The organism is Pseudomonas koreensis (assembly GCF_012986595.1).
GTDB classification, from domain to species: Bacteria; Pseudomonadota; Gammaproteobacteria; order Pseudomonadales; family Pseudomonadaceae; genus Aquipseudomonas; species Aquipseudomonas koreensis.
Window position 1 is genome coordinate 115798 of the sequence record NZ_JAAQYM010000008.1, and the last position, 12719, is coordinate 128516.

Below are 12719 nucleotides of genomic sequence, written 5' to 3' on the forward strand. Positions count from 1 at the left end.
TCGCCACCTGATTATAATTGTTATAGTTGGTTGCAGGCTACTCTTTTGATTTTAACTTTAGGTAATGTTGGAACTCTAGGTAAAGCCTTCTTGGGTCTACAAAGTTTTTACTGTCTAGGAGCCTGTGCACCGAACCATAGTCAAGTGTTTGCACGTTCAAAAAACATGCGGGCCCAGCGGTTAAAAAATATAGAATTTCCTTGTGCGCTGTCAGAACAGGTTCGTCAGAGTTATAGTCATCTTGAGATTGCTCACATGTCTCCTTGCTCCAATCCACTGAGCGAGAACTGTCAAATATTATTCCGTGCTGTATTTTACAATCATCGGCGTTCCGGATATAGGGAGACTGTCCTATAGGCTTGGTTTCGGTGCTGTATAAGAACACGAGAGGGGATTGGTCGTTGCTTATCTCAGGCAAGAATACAACCATGCTTCCAAGATTAAATTGGTAATAGGTGTCGTTATCTTCTGTGAATATTGTTAGTCTTCCATGTTCATCCATTTCAATTAAGGATGCCTTTCCAGAACAATGACCATTTACAAAGTCACACCCATATCTGTGTTCTTCGCCCTGTATTTCTTGAAGTATAGAGTAAGAAATCTTAGGGTCTTCTATTAGAAAAACCCCGGGTGCAGTGATGTTTCGAAGGTTGTTGGCTTTTAGGGCGGTAATTAATCGCTCCACAGTTTGAGCTTTTATTTTGTTTTTAAGCTCTCCATGAACAGCCTTCGTTAAGCGGTAAGCGCGGTCCAGTTCGATTCGACCTTGACCCTTAAGGTACTCTTCACCGATTATCGGACCAAAAAAGCCGTCCAGATCAATTAGCAGGTTGCCAAGCACATTTGAAACTTCCATTTCATTTAGCAGCACTCCGCTATGCGTAATGCTGTTTCGCCAGCTTTCTACTTTAAGAAGCTTCTTTTTAAAGCGATCATTGATTGGAAAGCCGCATATATATATTAGGCGCTCAATAGCCTCTTTGAAGGTTACAGTGCGAACACCTTCCTCTTCAAAGAGTTCATTGATAATCCCTTCTCTTCGGTTTTTAAAGGCGGACTTTAGTTTGCCTATGTCATCAAATAGCAATAATTCATTGTGTTTGTTTAGGGAGTACTTAAAAAGTATTTCTATGCCGTGCTGTATTGATAGCGCAGAATCTTTTAATGCGGAGAATCTCTCGGTGTCGGATGCTCCCCCTTCTACCAATTTTTCATAATTGGTGAGATGGTTATAACCTTTCTTTAAAGAATCGAGTCCATTATCAATCAGTGAAATTTTCATCCTTGCTCCTCGTTTTTCTATCCGAGGACAATAGCTGATTTTTTTACTCCATTTCTCAGATTTTTATTGCTACCTCAACCAAGCCGGCACCACCAAGATTGTGCATAAGCACACCCATCAATGTACTCGATGCCGCTCAGAACGAACCCAGTAACCGCCATTCCCGCTAATGTGGCGTCGAGTAGTGGTGGAAGAGGATCGGGATCGAGAGGCATTCCCACCTCGACGCGAGCGACGTTAGCTGCTCGACCCAGTTCGTGGCAAACAATAGAGTTCACCATGACGTTGCCCCGGATGGCCGGATAGCGGCGTCGCTCCTTCGCATCCAAGGCGACCCCACGTAAACGCATTGGTGTGACCAGTACGTGCATGGAAAGCCATCCTAGTCGTTAGCATCGATGTCGAGGAGCGATTCGACCGCGTACGCCAGCGCTGCGTCTGCCAGTTCCAACAGATCGCTTAGGTCGTCGGCATCAATCATGTGGCCCCTGTGCAGCGTGTAGGCTTGTCTAAGCAACGCTTTGTGATGCGCACCAGGCATTGCAAGAAGTGCCACGTTATCGCGTAGCATCATCTGCCAGTGCGCGATAGCTGACGATTTCGCTGCAACTGCTTCCGCAGACTCTCTGTTCATAGGGCATGCCCTCATTCTATTGGAGCTGTATGTATGAACAGTATATCCGGCGTCCCATTTGTTCACATTAGGAGCGCGACTGACGGCGCTACCTATCGCCAGGAAAGTATCGTCGCTATAAAAAAGCTGCTGAAAAAGCACTTATCCCCCTCCCGCCGGCGGAGTTCGTGTCCCCATTTTTTGCAAATTGAGGAGTGATGCAATTGATGACCGGCCCCAGGTGCTGACGAGGGATGCGAAGGGCTACGTAGATTTCACCTAGTGCAAGATTTTGCAAAGAAATACGCTAGCCTACCAAAACAGGCTTACACATTAGGTCGGTAGAGAACATTTCCGAAGCGTCGATTTGCAAGGTTTCACGGTAGGAAAACCAACGATTTACCGAAATTTTGACTTCTTACTAGGTCGTTCAGCGAGAGTTTTGAAGTGCTTCTCAAGTTGGGGGCGTTAGTCTGGATGGTACGCCGTACAACGTTTCTAGGCGGAAAGGTGTATTTCAAAATTGAGCAATGAGGAGGCTGCTAACCCGCTGGACTCTCCGGAAGAGAGTCACGCTTGACTCGGGCTAGCATTGACGAGAGTACAGGTGTGATGGCATAGGGTTTCTGCTTCAGATTTTTTTGGCTCCTAAACTGTAAACCCTCTTGCTCCTATTTAGTGACGTAGAATCGGTGATGCAGGTCTACATAAACAACATAGAAAGTGTTAGTGCAAAATCGGTATTTTTCTTTTTTGCAGAGTTTATGATTTAACTCGTTCGGAACGAAAAAGCCCGCCAAGCGTACGGTTCTATCCATCCTGAATCTTCCCCAGACTGCTTCATGAGGAACACTAGTAGGATGTACAAAATCAGATCTTTTGGGAAATGTTTTATAAATCTCTAGCATCGTACCATTACCTCTTCCCGCTGCCTCTGTAGTCCAGTAGGAAATAGGTTGGGTAGAGTAGTGTTTTAGTTTTTCAAACAGCTCATTAAAGAACTCGATAGATAGTTCATCTTTTAATGCTTCTGGTTTGCTCAAATCAAGAAATGAGAAGTTAAACTTACATCGTTCTACAATTCCTGAGTTTTCCATGCTGATTACAGGGATTGTCGCTATGAAACTGTTCGTTCGACTGTTCGAAAATTTTTTTCTACTCATAGACGAGGTATTCCGCCGATTTTTCCTTCCCGATACAATGCAGCAATGGATCGGTCGTTTCTAATTAAGTCGCCTGGTATTTGATCTAGACGATAGCAGAAGCTCTCCCCGTCATCCTTTCCTACAAGAATTGTTCTATATTTCCCCAAATGATCAATAATGTCGGAGTTGTGGGCGGTGAATAAGAACTGCGCACCGCCAATGTTTACTGTGGGATCTTCAAACAGTTCAATAATCTGAGGCAGTAACATCGGATGGCAGTTCTGGTCAAACTCATCCATGATCAAAACACCGCCTGAATACAGCATGCACCAATATATCCCAAGTCTCCTATACAAAGCCATCGTACCACTAGACTGATCGTACGAAGTGAGGTGGCGAACGGTGCCATCATTCAGCTTATGGCGGAAAATTGGTAAGTACTCTGTTTTTCCTGTTGGTGCTTCATACTTATGTATGACTATATCGTCAATGCCTAAGTCGCTGTTGCGGATTATTTTTTTTGTAAATTCAAAGGCGTCGTCGTTTTCTGCATAGAACTCTGAAACCGACCCTTGATCAAATACATACTCATCTGGAACCACACCATGTACCGTGGTGTTTCCGGAAAAGTTATTAAAGTATTTAGCAATGATTTGAAAGTCGGAGTCCGTTGTTTTGAGTTTGTATTTTAGGACTGTAGAGATTAGGGATGCATTAGACTTTAGCTCGACTATATCTATGGAGGAAAGCTCCTCAACTCTCTTTACGATGATGTTCTTACGGCGCTCTACTAATAATGTCTTGCGTTGAAGCTTTTTGTAAAGAGCTTCGCGAATTACTTTTTTAGGTGTCGCGGTGAGTTCGTAAGAGTATCTAATTGAATTTAATTCAAAGTCGACGAAGAAGTTGCTTGGTTCTTCATTGGTGAAAAAATTCTTAAAGCCAAGCTCTTCATCTTCCTTATAATTAAATGAGTCCGTTATGAACTTGGCGATGAATGATATCGCTTTAAGAACGTTAGTTTTACCAGAAGCATTAGCTCCTTTAACTCCCAAGACTGTTGATGCTTTACGGCCATTCGATATTGACTTTGGCGTCTTAGCGGATAGCTCAAAAGATATCTCCATGCCTTCCTTGAAAGAGAAATAGTTTGTCGCCCCGAAGGAGTAGATCATTGCCACCTCAAGCTTAATGCAAAAACGCGTCAGATTTTGACGCGTTGTCATCATAAGGTACCTGCTCCGAAGAAGATAGAGGTAGTCGAGTAATGGCGTATTGGCGCTGCGGGAGGCCTCAGCGTTCGAAAATCCTTCCCCGGGGGCGCGCGCATCCCTAGCGCTCAGAGTTGTAAAGCGCAAACCGGGTCAGCCTATAGGGACTAATCCTTTTCCTTATTTCTTAGGCGCGCTACCCCCTGCTTGATAAATCCAGCGTTTTTTCCAATTCGATCCAATGCTGCGCGGGCGTTATCACCAGCCTGGTGATGTCCTTGCTGCTCGACGAGCAGTACCACTTCCATTAAAGCAGCCTCAATGGCGATCTGATTTTCGTAAATTTTTTCAAGGACTGTGGACAAGGAATATTCGCTGGCCATGCATTCGACTCCATTCGGAAAGCAGGAAGCATAGCAGGCACCTAAGGGAGCTGATTTCAGTTCGGGGTTGGGAAAAAGGTAATTTTGGTAAGCAGATGGGAAAAAATGGCTGCAGCCCTTATAGGACGTGGCTTCGACGTATTACCTTTGAAGGTAATATTAGGTAAGGAAAGAGGTAATATTTTACTAAGTGATTGATTTTAAAGGTTTTCGTAGGTGTGTGAAATTACTACGACTAAGGGTAATTTTCTAACTTCTCTATTACCCTTTTATTACCTTTGCGTAAGTCATTTAACCTATTGATTTTAATGGCTTTTATCGTCAATAAAAAAGCAAATTACCAATATTACCTTTTTCCCAGGGGTCAACCTGAAAACGGGGCGAAGCGAAGGCGAGGAGGTTTGCTGGCCTTTCATGTACGCGGTTTTAACTCTCACAAAGGCTCGCCTTTGCCAACGATAGACATTGCCAGGATTGGAGCCGAGAACCGCTGCTTAAAAATTGCTAACGCAGTCGGCAGAAGGGAAGGGAGGAGGAGGGAGGAAAACAGAGCTGGTACGCAACTGGTACACGGGTTGGCGGTGAGGTATTCGGGCCTTTATTTGCGGGAGGTAAAAGAAGTGTCAGTCCGATCCATCATTGGAGCGACTGGCAGCGATTGAAAAAGGATCGCAGTGGTCTTTGCTTTGGTGACATTAGTCGTTTCTATCAGTGTGCTCGTAGAGCCTCCCCCAAACAGAAAAAACACGTTCGTTTAAATCAAGCCTGTTGTCGCAGTCCCGCTCCTACATCACCTTGCACCATCCCCTACACCTAAGACAGAATCCGCCGGCTTGTGCGTCTAGCTCGCGGGTTCTATCGTCCCTGTGTCACTGCAAAACAGTGATCGGGTTTGGTAGCCCGCTTCGTTTCTAGACTCATGGCGTCACCGTGTGCGGTCCTTCCCAGGACTCCAATTTCATGGTGGTCATGCGTGGGGCTCCTTCGTGGGCGCCGGGTTCTAGTGCGACCGGTCTACCAACCCGCGTATGGCCGCCACCTATCGTTTGGTAGCGAGGGTGATGGCTCCTTTTAGTATTCGCGCTAGAGGTTCCATCTATGTTCAAAGTAACGCCCAACCCCCCAGAAACCGACCCCGCATCCCCCTACGAATCCCTCGATTCCCGCAAACTCCACGAAGCCGCCGAGCGCGCTCTCGATCACTACCTCACGCCGGCCAGCCAGATCATGGCCTGCGGTGATCAATCCAAACCGATGTTCCTCGCCAACCCGGCCTACGACACTGAATCCCTGCTCGCCAACGCCAGTGAGTCCTTGGGTTCCGCCACCACCATGCTCAACGATTTCGCCGCGTTGCTGGATGTCCCGCACCGCAAGACGCTGCTGGGCATTGCGCAGGTGGTGATGTTGGGGGAGTTGGCGGTGAATCAGGCGTTGGATAACGTCGAACTCAAAGCGTAGCTCGTTGCCCTCCGTGGCGAGCGGCCAGGTCGTGGTTGCGGAGGGCGCTGTGTCGATTCTCGAAACAACCGCTCAAGACGGCGGTTTTTCGAGGCTTTCGCCATCAGTAGCGATGTGCCACAAAAAATGATGGCAATGCGTCATCATGCGCGCGAAAAAGTTCACCGATTGTACAAAAATATAAAGTTGTACAACTTTTCCCAAAGTTTATAGCATCTGTTCCAACACCTTTGCTGAAACGATAAATCCAGCGTGGAAACCTGGATTTGTCCGCTGATGCCTGCGCCGTCGATACGGCTTTTCGCATCAGCCTGTTGCAGCCGGGACAGTTGGAGCTGTCCGCCACTTGTTCAGGACGACGCCCCCCGAATATGCGCGGCAACCTCGGTTGCCTGAGATGAATTTTTTTGTGCCTGGCGTTGAACGGCGTCAGGGCATCAGAGGCTGAACATGGCAGAAGCATCGAGTTTCCTGGGCAACATCAAGGTGTCCCGAAAGTTGGGGGCCGGTTTTGGCGTTTTGATTGTGGCGATGGTGGCGGTGGCCTTCATTGGCTATAGCAGCAGCAATGTGCTGGTGGATCGCCTGGACACCACGCGCTTGATCGGCACGCTCAACGACGCGTCGCAGGACATGCGTCTGTCGGAGAAGCAGTACGAGGCGGCAGCGGATGCGGCGTTTGCCGAGTCTTATCAGTCGCAGTTGAATGTGTTGCAGGGGCTGATTACCGAGGCGTTGCAGACCCTGACGCGGGCGGAAAACCAGCAGGCGTTGAAGCAGTTGCAGGACACCACGCTGGCTTACGACAAGCAGGTCAAACGCTTGATCGAGGCCGACAAGGCGACCACCGATGCGCTGAAGCCTCTGGGGGCGATGTCGGACAAGTACGCCGAGACGTTCACCCGCATGTTCGAGAGCACCACCGCCAGTGCGCTGGCGTCGGCCGATGCCGCGCGTGTAGCGGACTTGCGCACGGTGGCGGATTTGCGCAACGGCATGACCATGTTTCGTCTGATGTTGCGGCGGTATATCGCGGTGCCAAGCGAAGCCAACAAGAAGGTGCTGCTGGACACCACCGATGCGTTCCTCAGCGACATGAGCAAGGCGCAACGCGGTTTGCCGGCGGCCCTGTCGAGTCAGCTGGATGAGGCGCAGGCCGGTATCCGTCGTTATCGCGAGGTGCTGGTGCAGGTGGCGGCTCTGTTCGAGCAGAAGCAGAGTCTGCGCCAGCAGGTGGATCAGCAAAGCCAGGCGATGGACAGCATCATGACCGGCCTGATGGACACTCAGCAGCGTCTGGCGCGGGATGATCAACATCGGGCGTTTATTCAAATTGCACTGTTGACGCTGTTGGCACTGGTAGTGGGGCTGGTGGCGTCGGTGTTGATCTCGCGGCAGATCACCGGGCCGCTGGCGCTGACGGTGGAACTGGCGCGACGGATTGCCAAGGGCGATCTGACGGTACACGCCAAATCCAGCCGCAAGGATGAGTTGGGCGATCTGCAAAACGCGATGCAGGATATGGCGCAAAGCCTGAACACCTTGGTGCAGGGGATCGGTAACGGTGTGACGCATATCTCGACGTCGGCGGAGAAGCTCTCGGCGATGAGCGAGCAGACCAGCGCCGGTGTGCGCCAGCAGAAAGTCGAGGTGGATCAGGTCGCCACGGCAATGCACGAAATGGCCTCGACGGTGCAGGAGGTGGCGCGCAACACCACGGATGCGTCCGCCGCCGCGACACTGGCCGATCAACAGGCGCGGCATGGCAGTGCGGTGGTCAAGCAAGCCACCGTGCAGATCAGTGAACTGTCGGTGGCGATCGAGGAATTGGGTGCGGCGATGAACGTGCTGTCCCAGGACAGTGAGCAGATCGGCAAGGTCATTGATGTGATCAAGGCAGTGGCTGAGCAGACCAACCTGCTGGCGCTGAACGCGGCGATCGAAGCGGCGCGGGCGGGGGAGCAGGGGCGTGGTTTTGCGGTGGTCGCCGATGAAGTGCGCTCGCTGGCGCAGCGCACTCAGGACTCGACCAAGGAAATCGAAGCGCTGATCGTCACCCTGCAACAGGGCACGCAAGCGGCCTCGACACTGATGACATCCAGCCGCGAGCGCACGCTGGACACCGTGGTGCTGGCGCAGAAAGCCGAACAGGCGATTACCGAGATCAACCATTCGATCGGCACCATCCAGCAAATGGGCCTGCAGATTTCCGCCGCCGCTGAGCAGCAAAGTGCGGTGGCCGATGAGATCAATCGCAGCATCGTCAGCGTGCGCGATGTGGCGGATCAGTCGGCCGTCGCCAGTGAAGAAAGTGCTGCCGCGACCATTGAGCTGGCGTCGCTGGGGCAGGACCTGCAGCGCATGACGGCGCATTTCCGCACCTGATGGCATTTCGCAATGAACTTGGGCAGACTTGATCGGTCAGCCTGTATATGCGGGGGCCGCCGAGCGGCAGCCATCCGGTCCGTGCAGTTATTTTCTGGGCCATGGAAGGCAGCAACCCGCGCTCAGGGGGCGTCATGACCAAAATTCCAGTTTCCCCTCAGCCCAGCGGGGGGTGCCACGGGTGCCGGCAGCAAGGCGACGCCGACATGGCGTTTTCCTTCGCGTTCCAGCCGATTGTGGATGTGCGTGATCAATCGACATTCGCCCATGAGGCGCTGGTCCGGGGCGTGCAGGGCGAAGGTGCGTTGTCGGTGTTGCAGCAGGTCGACGACCAGAACCGCTATCGCTTCGATCAACTGTGCCGCGTGCGGGCGATTGCCACGGCGGCGCAGGTGGGGATCACCGATTTTCTCTCGATCAACTTTTTGCCCAACGCGGTGTATCGCCCGGAGTTGTGCATTCGCAGCACGCTCGAGGCGGCGCGAACGCATGCGTTCCCGCTTGATCGGCTGATTTTCGAAGCGGTGGAAGGCGAGCACGTCGAAAGCAACAAGCACCTGATGAACATCCTGCGCGAGTACCGCGAGTTTGGCTTCAAGACCGCCATTGATGACTTTGGTGCGGGGTATTCCGGGCTGACTCTGCTGGCGGACTTTCAGCCGGACCTGATCAAACTGGACATGGCGCTGATTCGCGATATCCACCGCGACCGGGTGCGTCAGGCGATCGTACGCGGTGTGGTGGGCATGTGCGCCGAGTTGGGTGTCGAGGTGATTGCCGAGGGCATCGAGCACCCGGATGAGCGCGATTTTCTCGCGGACTGCGGGATTTACCTGATGCAGGGCTTTTGGTTCGCCAAACCGGCATTTGAGTCGATCGCGCAGATTCCTGGAGAAGCGTGGCGGGCGGCTTGAGGGGGGCAGCGTTTCGCCGGAGCTGAACCGCTGCTGTCGCTCAGGCAGGTTTCATCTTGCCCGGTGCGGCGAAGGCCTAGGATGCTTGCACAAGATCATCCCAAGGGGAGCCGTACCATGCGCACCAATGTCGTCAAAGTGCTGTTGATCGCTGCAGCTGTCTCGGTGTTGAGTGCCTGTTCGGGCGCCGGCGGATTGACAACTACTAGTTGTTTTTCTGCGGATTGCCAGTCGCCGGAGGGGCGCAGTAATGCGACGACCCTCAAGTTCGGCGGCAACAGTATTGGCAGCAGCTTGAATCAGTACAGTTCCGGGATGTTGCACGACGACTGATAGCGATCGAGGCTGACACTGAACCTGTGGCGAGGGAGCTTGCTCCCGCTGGGTCGCGAAGCGGCCCCATAAAAGAAGGCCTGATGCGCAGTCCAGCGGGAGCAAGCTCCCTCGCCACAGGTTCTCCGCAGGTTCAGTGTCAGGTACTAAACAGGCGCCCATGTCGGGCGCCTTTTTTGTGCCTGGAGGATTACTGCGGTACAGCCAGCCACTCACCAATCACCTTCTGATAACTGCCAGTGACCTTGCTCAGATGCAGCCACTGGTCAACGTACAGCTTCCAGCTGATGTCATCGCGCGGCAGCAGGTAAGCCTTTTCGCCGTATTGCATGTATTGATGCGGATTCACCGCACACAGTCCCGGTTTGAGCTTCTGCTGATACAACGCTTCCGAGGCGTCGGTGATCATCACGTCGGCCTTGTTGTCGAGCAGTTGCTGGAAGATCGTCACGTTGTCGTGCAGAGCCAGTTGCGCTTTAGGCAGGAAGGCGTGGACGAAGGCTTCGTTGGTGCCACCCGCAGGTTCGACCAGGCGCACGTTGGGCTGGTTGATCTGCTCGACGGTCTGGTACTTGGCTTGATCGGCGCAGCGCACCAGCGGGATCTTGCCGTCGCTGTCGAGGGTGTGGCTGAAGTAGGCTTTTTTCTGCCGTTCGAGCGTCACCGAAATGCCGCCCATGCCGATGTCGCACTTGCCGGCCTGCATGTCCGGCATCAGGGTTTTCCAGGTGGTCTGCACCCACTCGACCTTGACCCCGAGGCTGTCGGCCAGCGAACGCGCCATGGCGATGTCGATGCCTTCGAAATCACCGTCGGGGCGCTTGAAGGTGTAGGGCTTGTAGTCGCCGGTGGTGCAGACGCGCAGTTGGCCTTGTTGCTGGACGGTGTCGAGGTGCGAGGGTTGTTCTGCGGCCTGAGCATTCAGGGTCAGCGCCAGCAATGAACCGAGCAGGAACGGAATTTTATTCATGGGCATGTCTGTCGGGCTTCAAAGGGATCGGGGCGAGAAGTTAACCACGTTCTCGGCGCTGATCCCTATGGGTAGCTCGCTGTTACAGGCCGAGGCCTTCCTGCACCACCTGCAACAGATTGTTCTCGGTCAGCGCAATCGCATCCAGTTCCTGCCCGGTTTCCACGGTTTGCAGCCACCAATGGCTTTCGTGGTGTTCATCGACGGTGCGCAGCAGATAGGTGTTGCGCTCCGGCAGGGTGATCTGCACGCGGCCGGCGCCGTCCTCGGTAAACCGGGCGATGGGATCAAATGTCAGGATTTGCTGGTTGGCTTCAATCACCAGTTGATCGATCGCGTAATCGTGGCTCTCGCCATCGGGTGAGCGTTCGCAAACGTGGGTCGGATTGCGGCGGATTTTCAGGCCGACCTCAGTGACTGGCTGCAGCCAGCCCTCGATGCGGTGGTACAGATCGTAGACCTGCGCCGGCCAGCAATCGATCTCCAGCGCGGCATCCGCATGGGTGTGCCGGGTTTGCTTGAGTTTGGCGGCGAGTTCGTCTGCTTTACTCATTTCGGATCCCTTGGTTTGATGTCTGCCTGTTAATCGTAGACCTTTCAACGGCGTGCGGCCTTGCCTTGCGTCATGCGCTTGCAACACAAGCATGGCGCAATCAGCGCTGGCCAAGTCTGGCCATGATCGAAAACCACGGACGCAGGCGTCCCAAGGAGCGGGTACATGAAAAAGCTGTTTACAATTTTGGCAGTGATTGCGCTGACGGCCGGTAGCATCGGCCTGAGTTCGGCGCGTCAGTCGAACGCCAGCAAAGTGCAAACGGAAGCGGTGGCGGGGCAGTTCGACTACTACCTGCTGACGCTGTCCTGGTCGCCGACCTTCTGCCTCACCCACAAAGATGACGTGCAATGCTCGGGCAAGGGCTACGGCTTCGTGCTGCACGGTTTGTGGCCGCAATACGCCAATGGCGGCTGGCCGGAATCCTGCCCACCGCTGACCACATTGTCGGCGGCGGAAACGACCAAGGGCCTGACGCTGTTCCCGACCAAGAAACTGCTCGATCACGAATGGTCCAAGCACGGCACCTGCAGTGGTCTGGGCGCGATGGGCTATCTGGACGAAGCGGACAAAGCCGTCGGCGCGGTGAAAATCCCTCAGGAGCTGCAGCCGCTCAGCAGTTCGTACTACTTCGAGGCCCAGGAAATTTCCGATCTGTTCCGCAAGGCCAACCCGGGGATCCCGGCCAATGGCATCGCGGTGATCTGCAGCGGCCCGGAACTCTCGGAAGTGCGGGTGTGCATGGGCAAGGATCTGCAATTCGGCGCGTGCGGCAAGGGCGTGAAGACCCAGTGCCGGGCAGGGGATATTCGAGTGCCGCCGTCGCGTTGATGTCAGCGGTTTCACGAACAGGAAAGGGCGCCCGAGCGGGCGCTCTTTTTTTTTGCCTGAAGGTTTGAAGCACCTGAAAAATTCACGCATGCTTGCGCGCCCTAAAAGGATGACCCGCAACACTGCAAGGAGCTTTTCATGAGCGGAAAACCCGCCGCCCGCGTCACCGATCCAACCGCCTGCCCACTCCCGGGACATGGCACCAATCCGATTGCCAGTGGCTCACCGAATGTAAATTTCGACGGATTGGCAGCTGCGCGACTGACTGATAAATCAGCGTGCGGTAGCCCGATTACTGGCGGCGTTTCCTCAACGGTGTTTATCAATGGCTTAAACGCCGCGACCCTGGACAGCACCGGGGGGCACGGCAATGTGGTCATTGGTGGGTCAGGCACGGTGATCATCGGTGACACAGTAACAGCGGCGCCTTTCAGTGGTTTGCTGCCGATGCCGGTGCATTTCACTGACAAGTTGAAACTGGTCAATGACGTGACCGGTGAGCCGATGATCAATCATCCCTACGTGATCCAGCGCGCAGACGGGCGTCTGGAGCATGGGGTGTCTGACGCTAACGGATTCACCCACCAAGTCAGCTCGCACCTGCCTGAAACCATCAAGCTGTTTTTGGAGGAGTGAGG

At 53.3% G+C, this 12719-nt stretch carries 14 protein-coding genes and 1 pseudogene; 7 read left to right on the forward strand and 8 right to left on the reverse strand.

Features of this window, described 5'->3' with window-relative positions:
- Window positions 1–37: 37 nt before the first annotated feature.
- The 6 genes from HBN98_RS23825 to HBN98_RS23850 form a co-directional block, all read right to left on the reverse strand.
- Entirely contained in the window at window positions 38–1282 is a 1245-nt protein-coding gene (locus HBN98_RS23825; protein ID WP_083368444.1) for a hypothetical protein, read from the reverse strand.
- A gap of 74 nt (window positions 1283–1356) precedes the next feature.
- Window positions 1357–1653 (reverse strand): hypothetical protein, encoded by a 297-nt coding sequence (locus HBN98_RS23830; protein WP_083368445.1) that lies wholly within the window; start codon window positions 1651–1653, stop codon window positions 1357–1359.
- Window positions 1654–1664: 11 nt separating this feature from the next.
- Window positions 1665–1916: a hypothetical protein gene (locus HBN98_RS23835; RefSeq protein ID WP_229755024.1), complete on the reverse strand. Its 252-nt coding sequence runs from the start codon at window positions 1914–1916 to the stop codon at window positions 1665–1667.
- Between the two features lie 650 nt (window positions 1917–2566).
- Window positions 2567–2992, reverse strand: a complete 426-nt coding sequence (locus HBN98_RS23840) for a hypothetical protein (RefSeq protein ID WP_151101680.1) — start codon at window positions 2990–2992, stop codon at window positions 2567–2569.
- 62 nt (window positions 2993–3054) lie between these two features.
- Entirely contained in the window at window positions 3055–4266 is a 1212-nt protein-coding gene (locus tag HBN98_RS23845; protein ID WP_162276298.1) for an AAA family ATPase, read from the reverse strand.
- Window positions 4267–4418: 152 nt separating this feature from the next.
- The gene (locus HBN98_RS23850) at window positions 4419–4634 is read right to left on the reverse strand and encodes a hypothetical protein (RefSeq protein ID WP_083368447.1); all 216 of its coding nucleotides are present in this window, start codon (window positions 4632–4634) and stop codon (window positions 4419–4421) included.
- A gap of 1098 nt (window positions 4635–5732) precedes the next feature.
- Between HBN98_RS23850 and HBN98_RS23855 the strand changes: the two genes are divergently transcribed.
- From HBN98_RS23855 to HBN98_RS23870, 5 genes and pseudogenes are all read left to right on the forward strand, one after another.
- Window positions 5733–6095: a DUF6124 family protein gene (locus HBN98_RS23855; RefSeq protein WP_083368448.1), complete on the forward strand. Its 363-nt coding sequence runs from the start codon at window positions 5733–5735 to the stop codon at window positions 6093–6095.
- 531 nt (window positions 6096–6626) lie between these two features.
- Window positions 6627–7622, forward strand: a pseudogene (locus HBN98_RS28335) (methyl-accepting chemotaxis protein); the annotation flags it as partial.
- Between the two features lie 78 nt (window positions 7623–7700).
- Window positions 7701–8480 carry a methyl-accepting chemotaxis protein gene (locus HBN98_RS28340; protein ID WP_373293010.1) on the forward strand — a complete coding sequence of 260 codons (780 nt, stop codon included), beginning with the start codon at window positions 7701–7703 and terminating at the stop codon, window positions 8478–8480.
- A 134-nt stretch (window positions 8481–8614) separates the two neighbouring features.
- Window positions 8615–9394 carry a S6 modification regulatory phosphodiesterase RimA gene (gene rimA, locus HBN98_RS23865; RefSeq protein WP_083368450.1) on the forward strand — a complete coding sequence of 260 codons (780 nt, stop codon included), beginning with the start codon at window positions 8615–8617 and terminating at the stop codon, window positions 9392–9394.
- Window positions 9395–9511: 117 nt separating this feature from the next.
- Window positions 9512–9727, forward strand: coding sequence for a hypothetical protein (locus HBN98_RS23870; RefSeq protein ID WP_064588382.1), 216 nt, complete (start codon window positions 9512–9514; stop codon window positions 9725–9727).
- Window positions 9728–9917: 190 nt separating this feature from the next.
- On the opposite strand, the gene HBN98_RS23875 is transcribed toward HBN98_RS23870, so the two are convergent.
- On the reverse strand, window positions 9918–10703 hold the full coding sequence (locus HBN98_RS23875) for a transporter substrate-binding domain-containing protein (RefSeq protein ID WP_083368451.1): 786 nt from the start codon (window positions 10701–10703) through the stop codon (window positions 9918–9920).
- Window positions 10704–10779: 76 nt separating this feature from the next.
- Window positions 10780–11250 (reverse strand): hypothetical protein, encoded by a 471-nt coding sequence (locus HBN98_RS23880; protein ID WP_064588380.1) that lies wholly within the window; start codon window positions 11248–11250, stop codon window positions 10780–10782.
- A 165-nt stretch (window positions 11251–11415) separates the two neighbouring features.
- On the opposite strand from HBN98_RS23880, the gene HBN98_RS23885 reads away from it, so the two are divergent.
- Window positions 11416–12081 carry a ribonuclease T2 gene (locus HBN98_RS23885; protein ID WP_064588379.1) on the forward strand — a complete coding sequence of 222 codons (666 nt, stop codon included), beginning with the start codon at window positions 11416–11418 and terminating at the stop codon, window positions 12079–12081.
- 138 nt (window positions 12082–12219) lie between these two features.
- Window positions 12220–12717 (forward strand): PAAR domain-containing protein, encoded by a 498-nt coding sequence (locus HBN98_RS23890; RefSeq protein ID WP_083368452.1) that lies wholly within the window; start codon window positions 12220–12222, stop codon window positions 12715–12717.
- Window positions 12718–12719 lie beyond the last annotated feature (2 nt).